Source organism: Streptomyces sp. NPDC048560 (genome assembly GCF_040650955.1).
GTDB lineage: Bacteria > Actinomycetota > Actinomycetes > Streptomycetales > Streptomycetaceae > Streptomyces.
On the sequence record NZ_JBEZIJ010000015.1, the window covers coordinates 105,835 to 122,215 of the forward strand.

Genomic DNA, 16,381 nt, shown 5'->3' on the forward strand with positions numbered 1-16,381 from the left:
GGGCGGGCCGTGGCCCAAGTGGCTCTCTTGACGAGTCCATGCCATCGCTGGACCATGCGTCGCACGGGAAACCCCTCGTACCCCCCACACAGGAGACAGCATGCGACCTCGCATACGCGGCAGAAGGTCCGCCACCCTCACGGCCTTACTGGCGCTCGCCGTCGCGGTACCGCTCACCGCCACCGCGACCTCCCCGAGCGCCCCCGCCGTACCCGTCACCACACCGGTCGCCGCCGGCGAGGAGGTCATCCGGCAGTACGAGATCCACGGCCCGGACACCGCCGCCGAACGGACCGCCCTCACCGCCACGGGAGTCTCCGTGGATGAGGCGGACGGCCACTTGGTCGTCGTCAGCGCCAACGCCGAGCAGGCCGCCCGCCTGCGGGCGCTCGGCCACACCCTGAAGGCGCTTCCCGCCCCGCCCGACCGGACCGGCGGACGGGCCGTGCAGCCGATGGATTTCCCCTCGGCCGACTCCCGTTACCACAACTACGCGGAGATGAACACGGAGATCAATCAGCGGCTCCAGCAGTACCCGGGCATCATGAGCAAGCGGGTTATCGGCAAGACGTACCAGGGCCGGGACATCGTCGCCATCAAGGTCAGTGACAACGTGACCACCGACGAGAGCGAGCCCGAGGTCCTCTTCACGCACCACCAGCACGCACGCGAGCACCTCACCGTCGAGATGGCCCTGTACCTGCTGCGCGAGCTGGGCGCGGGTTACGGCTCCGACTCCCGGATCACCAACGCCGTCAACGGCCGTGAGCTCTGGATCGTGCCGGACCTCAATCCGGACGGCGGCGAGTATGACGTCGCCTCCGGCTCCTACCGCAGCTGGCGCAAGAACCGGCAGCCGAACGCCGGGTCGTCGTACGTCGGCACGGACATGAACCGCAACTGGAACTTCAAGTGGGGCTGCTGCGGCGGCTCCTCGGGCTCGACGAGCTCGGAGACCTACCGTGGCCCGTCGGCCGAGTCGGCTCCCGAGGTCAAGGTCGTCGCCGACTTCGTGCGCTCCCGGGTGATCGGCGGCAAGCAGCAGATCCGGGCGGGCATCGACTTCCACACGTACAGCGAGCTGATCCTCTGGCCGTTCGGCTACACCGGAGCCGACACGGCGCCGGGCCTGACCCAGGACGACCGCGACGCCTTCGCGACCGTCGGCCGGAAGATGGCCGCCAGCAACGGCTACACGCCGGAGCAGTCGAGTGACCTGTACATCACCGATGGGTCGATCGATGACTGGCTGTGGGGCAACCAGAAGATCTTCGGCTACACCTTCGAGATGTACCCCGGTGGCTCCAGCGGGGGCGGCTTCTACCCGCCCGACGAGGTCATCGAGCGCGAGACCAGCCGCAACCGCGACGCGGTGCTCCAACTGATCGAGAACGCGGACTGCATGTATCGCTCGATCGGCAAACAGCAGCAGTACTGCGCCTGACGCCGGCCGCCGCTGCTTGGCTTCCACCGGCGTCTCAGGGGTACAGGAATGTCCCAGGGCAGTCATGAATCTTCAATGTAGTTCCGGCCCTGACAGACCCCGGGCCGGAGTGCGGCTCACAGCAGCTCCGGCTCGTGCGCGAAGTACCAGAGCTGCCAACGCCCCCTTCCTGACCAGGTTTCACCTGGTCAGGAAGGGGGCGCCTGCCTTTGCCGATCAAGTGCCGCGGAGGAGACCAGCGAGGCTCGTGACCTGCGGTCGAAAGCCTCAGGGGGATCCCGAGGGCTATGGCTGAACTTTGGTGCGCAGTTGGTGGAACAACTGTCATCTGGCTACCCGGAGCCGCGGCGTCCGGAGGAGTCGACTGGCGACGAGGACGCTGGGCGGCGGCGCTGGACGAGATCACGTACGCGACCGGTGCCCCGGCCACGTGCCCGGTGCACGCACAGGGCAGGATCGTTTTCCGGGCGCCGCCGCGGGCGCCCTCCGGGCCAGGCCTGGCCCGCCCATGCCCAGGAGAACACATGCCCCTCGACGTCCCCGCGCTCCGCGCGCAGATCCCGGCCCTGACGGCTGGTTCGGCACGTTTCGACGCGCCCGGTGGTACCCAGACCCCGCAGGCGGTGATCGACGCGGTCGTCGAGGCTTTGTCCCGGCCTCTGGCCGTGCGGGGGACTCAGAACGAGGGCGAGCGGAACGCGGAGGCGATCGTGGCCGGGGCGCGGTCGGCGCTCGCGGACCTGCTGGGCGCGGAGCCGCGCGGCATCGTGTTCGGGCGCAGCTCCACCCAGCTCACCTACGACCTGGCGCGGACCCTGGCCAAGGACTGGGGGCCGGGCGACGAAGTGGTGGTCAGCCGCCTCGACCACGACGCCAACATCCGCCCGTGGACGCAGGCCGCCGAGGCCGTCGGTGCGACGGTCCGGTGGGTCGACTTCGAGCCGGACAGCGGGGAACTGCCGCTCGCCCGATTCGCCGAGGCGGTGTCCGCGCGGACCAGGCTGGTGGCGGTCACCGGGGCGTCCAACCTCATCGGCACCCGCCCCGACGTGCCCGCGATCGCGGAGCTGGTCCACCGGGCGGGCGCCCTGCTGCACGTGGACGCCGTCCACCTGGCGGCCCACGCGCCCGTCGGACTGGAGGCGCTGGGAGCCGACTCCCTCGTCTGCTCGCCCTACAAGTTCCTCGGCCCGCACATGGGCGTGCTGGCGAGCCGCCCCGAGCTCCTGGAGACCCTGCGGCCCGACAAGCTGCTGCCGTCCACCGACGCGATCCCGGAGCGACTGGAACTGGGCACCCTGCCGTACGAGTTCCTGGCCGCGGCCCGGGCCGCGGTGGACTTCCTCGCCTCGCTCGCCCCGGGCGCCGGTGGCACCCGCCGGGAGCGGCTGGCCGCGGCGTTCGAGGAGATCGAGGCGCACGAGGACGCGCTGCGGAACCGTATCGAGAAGGGATTGTCCGCGCTCGACGGTGTCACCGTGCACTCCCGCGCGGCCCTGCGCACACCGACGTTGCTGGTCACCTTCCCGGCCCGGTCGGCGGCGGACGCCTCGCGGTTCCTGGCGGAGAGAGGGGTGGACGCGCCCGCCGGCTCGTTCTACGCGCTGGAGGCCTCGCGCCACCTGGGGCTCGGCGACGCGGGCGGGCTGCGGATCGGCCTGGCCCCGTACAGCAGCGAGGAGGACGTCGACAGGCTGCTGGAGGGTCTGGGTGCCTTCCTCGCGCAGACCCCGCGCGGCTGACCGGGGCCCCGCCCGTCCGTCGCGGTCGTCGAAGGCCGCGACGGACGGGCAGGGTGAGGGGCGGTGGTGAAGTTCAGCCGCCGATGGTGCTCTGCGGTCCGGCGTACTGCTTGAGCAGGGCGGGCACGTCCTGCGCCGGGTCGAGGGTGTAGGAGTAGTAGCCGGCCGGGTCGAACGTCGTCCCGTTGGTCACCTGCTTGCCCGTGCAGCCGACCATGACGCTGCCCGACTGCGTCAGGGACGCCGCCGAGGTGTCGACGTTGAACGGGTTGGCGACGTTCTCGAAGTAGCTGTTCTGGACGACGGTCTTCGAGGCGCCTCGCGACAGGTTCCCGTAGGAAGTGACGTTCTGCAGGTAGTTGTTGTAGAGGTGGGCGAGCGCGACGTTGTCGATGCTGGGGTTGCGCTGGTTGGTGTCGTGGATCCAGTTGTGGTGGATGGTCATCCGGGCCGTGACGTTGTCCGTCCAGCCGATGCCGAGCGCCTTGTTCTCGGACCCCATGACGTTCCAGGAGATGGTGAGGTAGCTGGTGTCCTTGCGGCTGTCGATGAGGCCGTCGTTCATCCGCTCGATGCGGTTGTGGTCGATCCAGATATGGTCGGCGGTGTCCATCTGGATGCCGTCGTAGTCGTAGACCTTGTCGTCCGGGTCGTCGTCGGTCATCTGGGCGTCGCGGATGGTGAGGTTGCGGATGATGACGTTGTGGACGCCGGTGCCGAGGAAGAAGCCACCGTGCACGATCTCGCCCTTGGTGCCGACGCCGACGATCGTCTTGTCGGACTTCACGGGTATCTCGTGCCCGTACGGGCTGACCGTGACGGCCGCTGCGACCTTGATGACATAGGGGGCGTCGGCGGTGGCGTACTTGACCAGGTCGCTGTAGGTGGTCACGGTGACGGTGCTGCCGGCCGCCCCACCCGTGGTGCCGCCGCCGGTGGAGGCGAACCCGTCGGCCTTGTCGGACCAGACCCGTCCGGTTCCGATGGGCTTGAAGGCCCATTGTTTGTTGCTGTTGGCGGTGCAGGTCTCCTGGATGATCGCTGTGCCGTTGGTCGTGGAGGCGTTCTCGTCGCTGATGCACAGGCCGCTGTTGACGTTGATGATCTGGTAGGTGTTCGAACCGCTGGCGGTGAGCTTCCACATCTGGTTGGTCTGTCCCGCACAGCTGTATTGCTGGAGGCGGGTGCCGCTGGCCGTGGAGAAGTCCGGGACGTCCACGCACTTGCCGCTGCGTACGTTGACCAGCCGGTACGTACCCGAACCCGTCGAGGTCAGCGTGAACTGCTGCCAGGGCGAGTCGGCCGTGCAGCCCCATTGCTGCAACAGCGCACCGTTCGCCGTCGAGGCGGCCGGTACGTCGATGCACTTGCCGCTCTTCGTCACCGCCAACTGGTACACCCCACCCGGTGCCGGCAATGTCGCCGCGGCCGCGGGAGACACCGCACCACCGGCCAGCACCCCCCACACCCCCAGCACGAACGCCACCACCACCGCACCGAAACCGGTCGCTCTGTGCTGTGCCATGTTCTTCTCCTTCTTCTCGGGTGTCGGGAAAGCCGAAGTCGGGGTCATCGGACGGGGTTCCAGCCGTCGGCGCCCGCGAGGTACTTCTGCGGGGTGTACGAGGCTGCCTGGGCGTCGGCGAGCTGCGGGCGATTGCCGTTGACGGTCGCACCGGCGCCGGTGTTGCGGTACTCGCGGAACCGGGCGTTCTGCCAGGTGCTCGTGGACATGTTCGTCCACGGCTGGCCGGTGGCCACGGCCGCGGACAGGGTGCACTCGCGGTACAGGACCTGGGCGTCCTGGCGCCACGGCCGGCCGAGTTGGGTGGTCCCCGCGACGGCTCCGGTGATCGACGACCGGTAGAACAGGAAACCGTAGGCGCGCTCGGCCGGGGTGCTGGCCGCGGTGATCGGGCCGCCAGTTGTCCGCTTCTCGTGGATCCGGCTGTTGTGGAAGACGGCGATCCCGCCGCCGTAGATGAAGTCCACAGTGCCTTCGACGTACGAATTCCACACGTAGGCGCGGGCGTTGTTGTTCACGAGGAAGGTGTCCTGGTCGCCGAGGAGCCGTACGTCGTCCAGGACCGCGCGGTCGGCGTCGAGATACAGTGCGAGGGCCTGGTCACCGGAGTCCGAACTGTTCTCGTCGAAGTCGTTGGACATGGTGAGGTTGGTCGCGGTGAAGTCGTGGCCGAGTGCCATGACGGTTGCGCTGCCCGCGGTGCCGTAGTCCCCCGCGTTGCGGTTCCCGACGAGCACGACGTCGTCGGGGGAGTCGCCGGAGCCCTGGAGAGTGATGAACGGCTTGTCGGCCGGGATCTTCACCGGCTGCCGATAGACGCCCGGCTTGATGGTGATGACCACCCGGCCGGCGTTGCCGGAGCTCACGGCGTCCACCGCTGCCTGCACGGTGCTGTACGTCCCCGTGCCGTCGGCCGCGACCGTGTCCCGTCCGGTTCCGATGGGCTTGAAGGCCCATTGTTTGTTGCTGTTGGCGGTGCAGGTCTCCTGGATGATCGCTGTGCCGTTGGTCGTGGAGGCGTTCTCGTCGCTGATGCACAGGCCGCTGTTGACGTTGATGATCTGGTAGGTGTTCGAACCGCTGGCGGTGAGCTTCCACATCTGGTTGGTCTGTCCCGCACAGCTGTATTGCTGGAGGCGGGTGCCGCTGGCCGTGGAGAAGTCCGGGACGTCCACGCACTTGCCGCTGCGTACGTTGACCAGCCGGTACGTACCCGAACCCGTCGAGGTCAGCGTGAACTGCTGCCAGGGCGAGTCGGCCGTGCAGCCCCATTGCTGCAACAGCGCACCGTTCGCCGTCGAGGCGGCCGGTACGTCGATGCACTTGCCGCTCTTCGTCACCGCCAACTGGTACACCCCACCCGGTGCTGGCAATGTCGCCGCGGCCGCGGGAGACACCGCACCACCGGCCAGCACCCCCCACACCCCCAGCACGAACGCCACCACCACCGCACCGAAACCGTTCGTCCTCCTCCGATGCCGGGGCCTCTCCTCGGGGCCGGGCCGGTTCTCCTGTTCTCGCCACATCTGATGCTCCTTCGGACAGCGGGTACGGCCACGGGCGTCGTCGCCCGTCACCGGTCGCGGCAGGACAGGCCGCGGTGCCCTGGTAGATGCGTGGGGCGGAAGGGGATAACGGAAATCTCCGAGGAATCTTCCGGAAAGAGCGGACGGGTCAGGGGATGCCGGGCCGGCCGCTTCCGGCGGTCCCGGGCCCCGGCGGGCGTGCGGCTCTCCGTAGCGCCGCGTTGTGCCCGTCCGACTGGGCTACAGAGAAGGAGAGTTCAACGTGATTGACCACCGATGGGGCGGTGTAACGAGATCTTTACAGTCCCCCGGCGCTGTGCCACGATGCGGTCCCTCGGCATGATTGATCGGATGAATGACCGGTTGGGCGGAAACCATGGCGGAGCGTCGTACCGATGCGCGGGAGGACATCACCGCGCTGGTGCTCGCGGCGAAGAGCGGTGATTCCGGGGCGATGGAGCGGCTCGTCACCCTGCACGTGGATCTGCTCTACGGGATCGTGGGCCGGGCGCTCGACGGGCATACCGACGTGGACGACCTGGTCCAGGAGACGATGCTGCGGATCGTCCGGGGGCTGCCGAAGCTCCGCGAGCCCGAACGGTTCAGGTCCTGGGCCGTGACCATCGCCTACCGTGAGATCCAGCAGTACCAGCGGCGCGGGACCGGCCGGGTGTCCTTCCGCCGGGACGTGGAGAACGTGGCGGATCCGCTTCCCGACTTCGCCGAGCGCACCGTCGCCGAGCTGGCCCTGACCGGTCAGCGGCGGTATCTCGCCCTTGCTACCCGGTGGCTGGAGCCCGACGACCGCCGTCTGCTGGCCCTGTACTGGGAGGAGGCGGCGGGTCGCCTCACCCGGTCCGAGGTCGCCGGGGCCCTCAGCCTCGACCGTAACCACACGGCGGTTCGGCTCCAGCGGATGAAGGAGCGGCTCGACGCCGCGCGCACCCTGGTGCACGCCCTGTCGGCGGCGCCCCGCTGCTCCCGGCTCGTCTCCGAGGCGCGGGACTGGGACGGCACGAGCACCCCGCTGTGGCGCAAGCGCCTCACCCGACACATACGGAGCTGCGAGGCGTGCGGCGCCCACGGGCGCGGCCTTGTCGCGCCGGAGAACTTGCTGCCCGGCATCGGGCTGGTCGCGGTACCCGCGGTGCTGCTCGCCGGGCTCCGGCACGCGGCGGCCTCCGCAGGGCCCGCCGGGTCCTTCGTTCCCCTGCTGCTCGACCGGGTGCGCGAGGCGCTGCACCCCGTTGCCGCGAAGGCGGCCGTGGCGACGGCGGGCGTCCTGGCGGCCGGGGGGTTCGGCCTCCTGCTGTGGCAGTCGCCGGCCGCCCCGCCCGATGCGGCTCCGGCACCCAGGGCCACCGCACCCGCGCGGCCCGGTGCGGGGGCGCCGTCGGCCGGGAACGACGTCGCCGCCCAGGGTCTGTACGTGGCTCCGGACGGTTCGGACGCAGGCGACGGCAGCATCGACCGGCCGTTCGCCACCTTGGGCGCGGCGGTCTCCCGGGTGCGGCCGGGACAGACCGTCTACCTTCGCGGCGGCGCCCACCGGCTCACCGAGCCGGTGGAGATCTCCACCGCGGGCACCGCGCGGCAGCGCATCACCCTCACCAACTATCCGGGCGAACGGCCGGTGCTGGACGCCTCCGCCCTGCCCGCCTCGTCCTGGGCCATCACCCAGACGGCGAGCTGGTGGAACGTACGGGGCCTGGAGATCCGCGGCTCCGCCAGTCATGCCTACGTCTGCATCGGGTGCGCGCACATGGTGTTCGAGCGGCTGTCCCTGCACGACAACGCCGAGTCCGGACTGACGCTGCGGGGCGGCGGCACGGTGGCCAACTCCGTGCTGGACAGCGACTTCTACGCCAACCGGGGCACCGAGGACCACGGTCGCAGCGGGGTCGGTCTGGCGATCAAGTTCGGCTCGGGAACGGGCAACGTGGTGCGGGGATGCCGTACGTACGACAACGCCAACGACGGTCTGGACCTGGGAGGATTCACCAGCCCGGTGACCGTGGAGAGCAACTGGTCCTTCGGCAACGGGGTGAACCGGTGGCAGGACACCGACTGGCAGGGGAACGGCAACGGGTTCACCCTCGGCGGGGGCGGCACCCGGGCCGTCGTGGCGCACGTCGTACGGAACAACGCCGCCTGGGACAACACCGGCCTCGGCTTCAACGACGAGGGGAATCCGGGCCGGATCGCGCTGACCCGGAATACGGCGTACCGCAACGGGGTCGACGGCTTCCACCTCCCCACCGCGGCCGCGGTCGCACACGCCAACGTGGCGGTAGGCAACGGCCGTGACGCGGTACTGGGTCGCGGTGTCCGCTCGACAGAGAACACCTGGGACAGCGGCGGGAACACGGGGCTGTTCGTCTCGACCGATCCCGCAGGGTCCCGGTCCGCACGGCCGCCGGGAGGCGGTCTGCCCCCGACCGCCTTCCTCCGGCCGCGGGACCCGATCGGCGCCGGGCTCGGGGCGACGATGACGGTTCCCTGACGGCGGCGGACGCCCGGTGCGGTCCGGGGTCCCTCGGGCGTTCGGCGGAGGATCAGGGTGAGGAATCCGGAGCTGTCGCGGTAGCCGTGCGGGCACTCCGACCGGCGGTGGTGGCGGCGAGTGCCTCGGCACTGTCGGGCTCGTTCGGGTGGCCCAGCGCCCACGTCGTCAGGTATCCGATGGGGAAGGCTGGGCCTGCCCGAACCGCCGGGGCCCCTCCGGCCCCGGGGCAAGTTGGTGCGTCGTACACCCACCCTCCTGACGGCGTCGCGCCCTCGGACGAGGGGGAGACCGAGGGGGAGACCTCCCGTACTCCGCCAGGTGGGAAGCGGACGGCACCACCCAGCCGGCCACGACCTGTTACGGGACAAGAGCCGCCGGGCCCACGGCCGCAGCCCCGAACCGAAGGTGGGGGCTCGTGGCTGATGTCGTAATCTCACGCGGCCCTGTCGTACCGATGTCGTATACGACATCGACATCACCGCGAAACCAGCGCGTGAGTGCTGCTGCTCAGCGCCTCGTCTCGTACCTGGTCAGGACCACGCCGCCGGGGAACGTCCGCGTTTCCACCAGGTTCAGATTTACCCAGCTGTCCAGCGAGGTGAAGAACGGCGTGCCGCTGCCCACCAGGACCGGATAGGCGGCGATCGCGTACTCGTCGATCAGCCCGGCACGCATGGCCGCCCCGGCGAGCGTCGCGCCGCCGATGTTCATCGGGCCGCCGTCCTCGGCCTTGAGCCGCGTGATCTCGGCGATCGCGTCGCCGGTGACCAGGCGGGTGTTCCAGTCGACCTTGTCGATTGTCGAGGAGAACACCACCTTCGGCGTGTCCCGCCAGTTCCGCGCGAACTCGATCTGCGCCGGGGTGGCGTCGGGCTGCTGGTCGCCGGTCGGCCAGTAGGAGCTCATCGTCTCCCACAGCTTGCGCCCGTACAGCGACAGGCCACTCGCCTGCTCGTGGTCGAGCCACCACTGGAACAGCTCGTCGCTCGGCGGTCCGCTCCAGCCGATGTCGTCGCCGGGCGCGGCGATGTAGCCGTCCAGGGTCAGGTTCATGCCGTAGATCAGTTTTCGCATGGCCCAGCCTTCCGTCAGTGGGTGTCCGATGTATAGACCGGCGCGGAGCGGGAGAATCATCGGTGCGCGATCTGGGATCGCCGGGTAGTCCTCGTGCTCGGGGCTCAGCGTGGTGTACTCGGCCGAATCGGACAAGCCGCTTGATCTCGCCCTCGCCCTCGCCCTCGACCTCGCCCTCGACCTCGCGAGGGAATGCCATGGATCTGAGACTGATCATGGGTGACAAGGCCGTGAGGGATCCAAGAACGCCCAGGTCACGCAAGACCGACATGTCACGAGCGGCGAGACCCGCAACCGGCTGCAGTCGTAGTCGACGCGCGGAGCGTGAAGACCTCGGCTCAGGCGGTCCGTCGTGCCTTGGCGAGGTTGGCGATGAGTTCGTCGCGGGTCTGGTGCTCGTGTGCGTTCCACGCGGGCTGACCGGGGCCACTGCGCCATGACTCGTTGAGCGGGCTGTTGTCGACGGTGTCGAACCCGAACTGGTCGTACAGGCGCCTCACGAGCTCCACGGCTTCGGGAAAGTCGCTGGAGGCCGACAGCGCAAGTCGGCCGGGCGTGCCCGCCGCTCTGCCCGCCGTGGTGATGCGGGGGGCTTGGATATGGGTGAAAGCCTTGACGACCTTGGATCGCGGCAGGTGTTCCTGGCGGAGCTCGTGAACGGTCTTCTCTCCCGAGTCGATGGCCGGGATGTGGCCGTCGCGCCAGATCATGTAGTTGTTCGTGTCCAGCACGATCTTGCCTGCCAGTTGCTGTACGGGCATGTCGTTGATCACCTTGAGTGGGACCGCCACGACAGCGAACTCTCCGGCGGCGGCGGCGCCGGAGGCAGTTGCGGCGTGCGCTGACGGACCGAGCTCGTCGATGAGATCCTTCAAGGTCTCGGGGCCTCGTGAATTGGCGATCACGACGTCATAGCCGTTCACGATCGCCGCACGCGCGATCTGACTGCCGACTTCGCCTGCACCGATGATGCCGATCACTGTCATGGTCCTCGTCCTGTGTCTGATGGGGTTGCGTGGCTTGCTCGTGGGCCGTGTACGCCGGGCGAGGCTCCGTCTGCCGGGCGCACGCCGCAGTCCGCTGGGCCACCCTGATCGCGGCCCGGCCGACCGCCCGGACCTCTTCGGTGTGCTGACGTGCCGCCCGGCCGAGCCGGACTGTTCGTGTCGCCGCTCTGGCGACGGGACTTCGTGCGCCTGGCCGGTTCGGGGTCCTCTGGCTTGCCCGCTGGAGCCGGCCCGGCCCGGCCCGGCCGGGCGCAGCTGTTCTCGAGCTCAGATCTGGTTCAGGCCGCCGTCGACGTACAGGCTCGAACCGGTGATGAAGCTGCTCTGCTCGGAGGCGAGGAAAGCCACGGCGGCGGCGATCTCCTCCGGGCGCGCGAGCCGGCCCAGCGGAACTTGCGCCGCCAGGTGCTGCCGCAGCCCGGCGGCCTGCTCCGCATCGGGAGCGAGTCCTGACAGGCCAGGTGTGTCGGTCGGGCCGGGCGTGACGGCGTTGACCCGGATCCCGCGGCCCTTGAGCTCATTGGCCCAGGTCCGAGCGAAGGACCGGGTGGCGGCCTTGGAAGCCGCGTACACGCCGAACGCCTCCGCACCGACGTCCACGTTGGTGGAACCGTTCAGGATCACCGAGGCGCCGTCGTTGAGCAGGGGCAGCGCCTTCTGGACGGTGAACAGCGTGCCCCGGACGTTGATCCCGAAGAGGGTGTCGAAGTGCTCCTCCGTGATCTGCTCCAACGGGACGAACGCCGCAACGGAGGCGTTCGCGAACAGGACGTCCAGACCCTGCCCGCGGTCGTGGACCGCCTCGAAGAGCCGGTCCAGATCGGCAAGGTCCGCGATGTCGCCGATCACAGCGGTTGCCGAGCCGATCGTTTCGACGGCCGCGTCGAGTTCTTGCTTACGCCGGCCGGTGATGAACACATGCGCCCCCTCGGCCGCCAGCCGCACAGCGCTGGCCAGGCCGATACCAGTGCTGCCCCCGGTGACGAGAGCGGTCTTTCCTTCCAACAGTCCCACGGCAATTACCTCCCCAAGATTCCGCATCGATCGATGCGGAAGTCGAACGTAGCACTTCTGTATCGCTCGATGCGGAAGGGGGTAGCCTGTGGGGGTGGGTACCAAACAGAGCCGCTCCGTCGGCCGACCGCGGGGATTCGACACCGAGGAAGCACTTGAGCGCGCCATGCTGGTCTTCTGGGAACACGGGTACGAAGGCGCCAGCCTGGCCACCCTCACCCAAGCGATGGGCATCTCCACCACCAGCATGTACGCGGCCTTCGGCAACAAGGAGGAACTCTTCCGCAAAGCCCTGGAGCGCTACACCGAAGGCCCGAGCGCGTACCTGGACCGAGCCCTCGGAGAACCGACCGCCCTGGGCGCCGTCACCGCGATCCTGACCGGCACCATCCGGACCACCACAAGCCCGGCCCACCCCCGCGGCTGCATGGGAGTCCAGAGCGCCCTGGCCGCCGGCGACTCCGGACGGACAGTCCGGGACCTCCTCGCCGCCTGGCGAAACAACGGCTGCTCCCGTCTACGCCAGCGGTTCGAGCAAGCCGTCGACGACGGCGACCTGCCCCCGCAGGCAGATCCAGCACTCCTGGCCCGCTACGTCACCACCCTGGCCTTCGGCATCGCCGTGCAAGCCGCGAGCGGCGTCAGTCGCGCAGAGCTCCAGGCGATGGCTGACGCCGCGCTAAGCAACTGGCCACTCTGCTGAGACCCGCCAGACATCGGAGACGGAACGCCTCCGAAGACAACGCCTGCCGGGCGCCGGACCACCTGGCCCGCGCATAGCAACACCGGGATCCCTGCGGCCCTCGGCTGCGACCGAGCGGCCGCGGAGCCGTGGGTGCGCTCGGCCCTGAGTGACCGGCTGGCGGGCAGCCGCGTACGAGCCGCAGTCGGGTGTCATGGTGTGCTTCTGTGCCGGGCGCGTCAGGCCTGGTGTGGTGTGCGTCGGCCGCGAGCTGCATGCGCAGACAGACCGCACGACGGCGTCGGGGACGGTCCCGAGGAAGTGGTGGCCGGTCGGCTCCGGAGTTCCGGGCGGCCGGCAGCCCGGAAGTGCGCGGCTGCGTGGCCGGGTCGGTCGGACGGGCTCTTCAGTCAGGGCCCGCTCCAGTCGAAGGGGAAGTGCTTGCTCGACTTCCCGGTGCGTTCCCAGGAGAAGCCGAACGCGTCGGCGCGGTCGACGGTGGCCCGCCCCCACGTGGCGATCTGGCCAGGCCCCACCTCGGAGCCCGGGGAGTTGAGGACCTGGACGCGTGCGCCGTCGGGCGTGGTCGGGCCGGTGAGCGCCTCGGCGGTCGCCGTGACACGCCCCGGGATCTCGGCTCGCCACGTGGCGAGATCCTCGTCGATCTCCACGTGGATCGGGGCGACGTCCATGCCCCGCATCTCGGGGTGGAACATCGCCCCGAACTCCGCCGGCCATCCGCCCGCCTCACCGCCGAAGACGGTCCCGAGCGCGGCCCGCTGCTGGTCGTCGGCGCGCTCGTCCAGGAAGACCGCGGCGTACGGCTTGGTATGCGTGCCCGCCCACGGGTTGCCCTCGAATGACCCGAGCATCAGGACATTGAGATCGTCGAGCCGTACGTCCCCGAAGTTGCCTTCCCGGATGTGCCAGACCAAGACGCCTTCGCAGTCGCCGTAGGTCGGGGGCTGCGCGAACGTGCACGGGCACGGAATCGCGCACTTGCATACGTCGAACCAGTCGCCGGTCAGATGCCAGCGCGTGCCAGTGGTGGCTTGCTGTGTCATGTCACTTCCTCCAGCCGAGCTCCGACGAGCTCACTCGGAGTAGCGGGACCGCGCATCCCGAGCCCGCGCCGGGATCGGAGGCCGGTCTCACCTTCCAGCTTGCACCTCATGCCCCGGGCGGGAAACCGGCCGACGTCTACGCGGACCACGGCGCCGAGCCCTACACGAAGGGTCGGGTGGCGGCGCCTCGACCCACCGAGTGGGAGGCAGGTCCCTGGGCCACCCTCCGGCGTACCGCTGTCCGAAGGAATCGACCAGGTCCGCGCAGAAGATCACATGCCGCTCATTGACGGCATCGAGCCCTCCAAACCTGGCAGCATCCAGTCCTGGAACGGTGCGAGCACCGCCAGGACGAGGAAGGCGACGCCCACGACACCGCTGAGGAGGACACCCCGGGACCACAGCTTCTCCACGAAGATCACCAACGCCAGTCCTGCCATGGCCGCCACGTTCATCACGCCGAGGGGAACGAAGACGAGCATCAGCCCGGCACAGCAGCCGACGCAGTACGCGCCGTGGTGGACGCCCACTCGCAGATCGCGGGCCGGTCGCCGGAAGCCGGCGTAACGCACCAGATGACTCAGCGGGTCGCGACAGTGCCGCAGGCAGACGTTCTTGAGAGGACCGAGCTGGTACAGGCCGGCGAGCAGGAAGGCGACCGCACCGATCCAGCGTCCGGCGGTGGGATGGTCGTCCACCAGGCCGCCGGTGAAGGTCAGGGCCGCATAGGCGAGCAGTCCGAAGGCGGTCCACACCAGCAGGTATCCGCCCACGAACTCGACGGTGCGGGCCGTCCGGGTCCAGCCGGAGGACTGGCGGCCGATACCACGTACCCAGGTGATGGCCACCGGCGCCATGGACGGCAGCATCATGGCTGCCATCATCGTCACCCAGAGCAGCAGGAACAGGGGCATCGCCATCCCCATCGTGCCGGGCTCGACGCCCATGTCACGGGCCTGACCGATCGTCAGCACCCAGGCGGGCACCGCGATCAGAACGACGAGGATCCAGGCGGCCGCCAGAGTCCGTGTGGGCTGCAACCCCCCGCTGGCTCCGGTCGGGGCGGTCGACCTGGCGGGTGCGAAGGCGGAAATCCGGCTGCGACGCATCGGTGTGCCTTCCTGCGACTGCTTCCAGAACAGCACACGTCCCCCTGCGATGCGACCGGGTCGGCGAACGCGAAGAAACGCGAGGATCAGAGCGCTGGCTCGATGCGCCTCCATCCCCACCGTCCTCCGGGTCGACCGGACCGGAACTTAGCCCTGCTCGGCTCAGCGACGCCGGTAGGCCCGAGCTGTCCACGAGCGTCGCCGTGGTCCGGCGCCGGCCATCACCCCCTCGAACCGGCGTGGGGGTGGCCGAGCACCCATCTGGACAGCCGCGCGAGCCCGGCGCGGTACGCAATGCGCGCACAGTGGTGGAAGCGTGGGGTGACCGGACCGCGAAGCTGTCCGGACACCGACTGCGGAGCCGCCAGGGCGTGGCTGAGGTTCGTCGGCTGCCAGCACGGCCGGGCGGGCAGCTCTGCCTCGCCGTGCTCGGGGGTCCGTCCGCCCGCACGTCGAAATCCTGGACGGAGGGCGTCGGCGTGGTGCTTCAGCTGGGCGAAGAGCCCTTGAGGCGACCGGCGCTGCATCCTGCGGGGTGGAGAGGGGGAAGGAGAGCACGGGGCTCGACACCGCGGTCACTACGGCCTCGGGCGTCTCCTCGGTAGCCTGCCGCTATGGCAGACATCTTTGAGCTCTCAATCGCCCTGAACCTGCGGGGCAGTCTGTTGGACGAAGAGGTCACAGAGCTTCGGTGGCATCTCGGGCTGGGCGACAAGCCGGAGACTCTCCGTATTGTGACCGCGTTTCCGATCGTGGTGGAGGACGACTCCGGCGAGTTCGTCACAGAGGACCATCCTGTGCCTCTGCTGGGCCGACACGGCGAGGCCTGGAAGGTGGACGGCGCACTCGTCGCGGTGCTGCTGCGCACTGAGGGCGGGGCATGGGCCCTGACCGCTCGGCAGGAGATCCACCCTGATGAATTCGACCGCACTGGGGAGTTGCTCAGCTGGCTGGCCGCCAGAGCCGATGACCGACACCGTTCGTCGACCCATGTGGTCCGCCTGGGCTGGACCAGGTTCTGCGAGTCCAACCGGTTCGAGCCCCTGGTCGTTCAAGACGGTGAGGTCCTTTGGCCGTAGAGTCCCCGCTTGGCCTCCTCCGTAGCAAGCGGACCGGGAAGCGATCGCGGCAGACTTCGTACCCCGGAGCACTGCATTTCGTCGGCAGCCAGGTATGAGCACTGCGGCAGGTAGATGGTCCAGTCGCGGCGGTGGCGGGCGATGCGGTTACGCCTGGTGCCCCTGCGGCGGCGTCGCGTACGAGGGCGACGGCGGCTTTGGGTGCGTATTCGAACTGGTGGCCGTTTCGAGATCAGGTAAGCCTCGGTGGGGTGCCAGGCGAAGGCCTCGCCCGAGTGCTCGAGGCAGGGGAGAGCCGCCAGGGTCTGGAGCAGGGCGGCGGCTTCGAGTTGCCCGGAGCCAGTAGATGTCGCGATCGATGGCGCTGCCGTTCACCCAGGCAACGGCAGCGTACAGCGGTCCGGGGTTGTCGACCTGAGGGTCGAATGCCGAGCCCGTGTACGGGCTACGGCGCCGGCGCAGGGCTGGTCGCTGGCCAGCAAACATACTGATCCCACCCGAAGGCCAGGCTGAACACGTCTACCGCCTCCACCCGACACCAGGCACCCTGCTCGCGTAGGCCCGCGGCCTTGCCTGCGAAGCCATCAGCATCCCCGGCTACGCTCGCAG

12 protein-coding genes and 1 pseudogene are annotated in these 16,381 nt (G+C 69.3%); 5 read left to right on the plus strand and 8 right to left on the minus strand.

The genetic code is table 11. The features are described 5' to 3' along the window. The first annotated feature begins 100 nt into the window (after positions 1-100). Both AB0C82_RS32910 and AB0C82_RS32915 read left to right on the plus strand, forming a co-directional pair. Positions 101-1,444: a M14 family metallopeptidase gene (locus AB0C82_RS32910; protein ID WP_362849441.1), complete on the plus strand. Its 1,344-nt coding sequence runs from the start codon at positions 101-103 to the stop codon at positions 1,442-1,444. A gap of 524 nt (positions 1,445-1,968) precedes the next feature. Continuing rightward, positions 1,969-3,186 carry a cysteine desulfurase-like protein gene (locus AB0C82_RS32915; RefSeq protein ID WP_362849443.1) on the plus strand — a complete coding sequence of 406 codons (1,218 nt, stop codon included), beginning with the start codon at positions 1,969-1,971 and terminating at the stop codon, positions 3,184-3,186. Positions 3,187-3,259: 73 nt separating this feature from the next. Here AB0C82_RS32915 and AB0C82_RS32920 read toward each other — a convergent pair whose 3' ends face one another. Together AB0C82_RS32920 and AB0C82_RS32925 are read right to left on the minus strand one after the other, a co-directional pair. Then, positions 3,260-4,711 (minus strand): RICIN domain-containing protein, encoded by a 1,452-nt coding sequence (locus AB0C82_RS32920; protein WP_362849446.1) that lies wholly within the window; start codon positions 4,709-4,711, stop codon positions 3,260-3,262. Between the two features lie 44 nt (positions 4,712-4,755). Further along, positions 4,756-6,237: a pectinesterase family protein gene (locus AB0C82_RS32925; RefSeq protein ID WP_362849449.1), complete on the minus strand. Its 1,482-nt coding sequence runs from the start codon at positions 6,235-6,237 to the stop codon at positions 4,756-4,758. A gap of 376 nt (positions 6,238-6,613) precedes the next feature. On the opposite strand from AB0C82_RS32925, the gene AB0C82_RS32930 reads away from it, so the two are divergent. Next, positions 6,614-8,740, plus strand: coding sequence for a sigma-70 family RNA polymerase sigma factor (locus AB0C82_RS32930; protein ID WP_362849451.1), 2,127 nt, complete (start codon positions 6,614-6,616; stop codon positions 8,738-8,740). 510 nt (positions 8,741-9,250) lie between these two features. On the opposite strand, the gene AB0C82_RS32935 is transcribed toward AB0C82_RS32930, so the two are convergent. The 3 genes from AB0C82_RS32935 to AB0C82_RS32945 form a co-directional block, all read right to left on the minus strand. After that, positions 9,251-9,817, minus strand: a complete 567-nt coding sequence (locus AB0C82_RS32935) for a dihydrofolate reductase family protein (protein ID WP_362849454.1) — start codon at positions 9,815-9,817, stop codon at positions 9,251-9,253. Between the two features lie 338 nt (positions 9,818-10,155). After that, entirely contained in the window at positions 10,156-10,803 is a 648-nt protein-coding gene (locus tag AB0C82_RS32940) for an NAD(P)-binding domain-containing protein (protein ID WP_362849456.1), read from the minus strand. 288 nt (positions 10,804-11,091) lie between these two features. Continuing rightward, positions 11,092-11,838, minus strand: coding sequence for an SDR family oxidoreductase (locus AB0C82_RS32945; RefSeq protein WP_362849503.1), 747 nt, complete (start codon positions 11,836-11,838; stop codon positions 11,092-11,094). 94 nt (positions 11,839-11,932) lie between these two features. On the opposite strand from AB0C82_RS32945, the gene AB0C82_RS32950 reads away from it, so the two are divergent. Next, positions 11,933-12,541: a TetR/AcrR family transcriptional regulator gene (locus AB0C82_RS32950; RefSeq protein ID WP_362849458.1), complete on the plus strand. Its 609-nt coding sequence runs from the start codon at positions 11,933-11,935 to the stop codon at positions 12,539-12,541. A gap of 389 nt (positions 12,542-12,930) precedes the next feature. On the opposite strand, the gene AB0C82_RS32955 is transcribed toward AB0C82_RS32950, so the two are convergent. Together AB0C82_RS32955 and AB0C82_RS32960 are read right to left on the minus strand one after the other, a co-directional pair. After that, positions 12,931-13,584, minus strand: coding sequence for a DUF1326 domain-containing protein (locus tag AB0C82_RS32955; RefSeq protein WP_362849461.1), 654 nt, complete (start codon positions 13,582-13,584; stop codon positions 12,931-12,933). A 272-nt stretch (positions 13,585-13,856) separates the two neighbouring features. Then, positions 13,857-14,693, minus strand: coding sequence for a DUF2182 domain-containing protein (locus tag AB0C82_RS32960; RefSeq protein WP_362849463.1), 837 nt, complete (start codon positions 14,691-14,693; stop codon positions 13,857-13,859). 614 nt (positions 14,694-15,307) lie between these two features. Here AB0C82_RS32960 and AB0C82_RS32965 point away from each other — a divergent pair. Further along, a complete protein-coding gene (locus tag AB0C82_RS32965) occupies positions 15,308-15,772 on the plus strand; it encodes a hypothetical protein (RefSeq protein ID WP_362849466.1) in 465 nt (154 codons plus the stop codon). Positions 15,773-15,888: 116 nt separating this feature from the next. Here the strand turns inward: AB0C82_RS32965 and AB0C82_RS32970 are convergent. After that, positions 15,889-16,234 (minus strand): annotated as a pseudogene (locus AB0C82_RS32970) (hypothetical protein); the annotation flags it as partial. Positions 16,235-16,381 lie beyond the last annotated feature (147 nt).

Bases quoted from the DNA above. Each gene is read 5' to 3' on its own strand.
- AB0C82_RS32910 (WP_362849441.1), top strand. From the start codon at position 101: ATGCGACCTCGCATACGCGGCAGAAGGTCCGCCACCCTCACGGCCTTA.
- AB0C82_RS32915 (WP_362849443.1), top strand. From the start codon at position 1,969: ATGCCCCTCGACGTCCCCGCGCTCCGCGCGCAGATCCCGGCCCTGACG.
- AB0C82_RS32920 (WP_362849446.1), bottom strand. From the start codon at position 4,711: ATGGCACAGCACAGAGCGACCGGTTTCGGTGCGGTGGTGGTGGCGTTC.
- AB0C82_RS32925 (WP_362849449.1), bottom strand. From the start codon at position 6,237: ATGTGGCGAGAACAGGAGAACCGGCCCGGCCCCGAGGAGAGGCCCCGG.
- AB0C82_RS32930 (WP_362849451.1), top strand. From the start codon at position 6,614: ATGGCGGAGCGTCGTACCGATGCGCGGGAGGACATCACCGCGCTGGTG.
- AB0C82_RS32935 (WP_362849454.1), bottom strand. From the start codon at position 9,817: ATGCGAAAACTGATCTACGGCATGAACCTGACCCTGGACGGCTACATC.
- AB0C82_RS32940 (WP_362849456.1), bottom strand. From the start codon at position 10,803: ATGACAGTGATCGGCATCATCGGTGCAGGCGAAGTCGGCAGTCAGATC.
- AB0C82_RS32955 (WP_362849461.1), bottom strand. From the start codon at position 13,584: ATGACACAGCAAGCCACCACTGGCACGCGCTGGCATCTGACCGGCGAC.
- AB0C82_RS32960 (WP_362849463.1), bottom strand. From the start codon at position 14,693: ATGCGTCGCAGCCGGATTTCCGCCTTCGCACCCGCCAGGTCGACCGCC.
- AB0C82_RS32965 (WP_362849466.1), top strand. From the start codon at position 15,308: ATGGCAGACATCTTTGAGCTCTCAATCGCCCTGAACCTGCGGGGCAGT.